General features: G+C 74.7%; 1 pseudogene. It reads right to left on the bottom strand.

The features are described from left to right. Window positions 1-212, bottom strand: a pseudogene (locus FF86_RS30965) (DNA-protecting protein DprA); the annotation flags it as partial. Window positions 213-691 lie beyond the last annotated feature (479 nt).

Here is a 691-nt window from a genome sequence, read left to right on the forward strand (position 1 = left end):
GGCGGCCACTCGCGGTCGCCGGGGACGAGGATCCGCCAGCCGGTCCGCGCCGCGTCGGCCTGCACGCCGGCCGGGTCGAGGTGCGGGTAGGCGGGCGCGGTCTGCTCCCACAGAGATGTCGCGGGCTGCGCTGTCGACGGCGGGGGAAGGGAGGCGCCGAGGCTGGCCGCGCACGCCAGTCCGATCTGGGCGAGCCGTTCGTCGAGGTCCATGAAACTCCTTGTCCGCGNTGGGCGGGAACGGGAAGTGGCGAAGGGGTTCTGAGTCGTGAGGGGGCCGCGGCTGTTCGTCAGTGCCGACCGCGGCTGCCGGGGCCGTCGGGGACGGCGCGGACGATGATCGGTGGATATCGNTGCACGACCTGCAGGCCGGCCCGGTAGGCGGTGAACGCCTCCGGGAACGCGACGGAGGTCCAGCGCCACCGGTAGCTGCTGCCGGGGCGGTGGAACTCGACCTGATAGCGGGCGGCGGTGGCGAGCAGGGCCGTGGTGTAGGCCGCGGGCACGTGGGTGTGCTGGNGGCGTCGGGGCGGCCCGACGAGCAGCGCGTCCCCGAACGTCGGGCACGGGCGGTGCTGGGGGTTGTGTGCGGCGGCGATCAGGCTCGCCCGCGGATTCGGTGGCCGGTCTGCTCGCGGCAGCGCGGTCTGACCGACGTGGAGGAAAGCGGCGGGGCCGAACAGGGCGACGGC

The organism is Frankia sp. CpI1-P, assembly GCF_001421075.1.
GTDB lineage: Bacteria > Actinomycetota > Actinomycetes > Frankiales > Frankiaceae > Frankia > Frankia torreyi.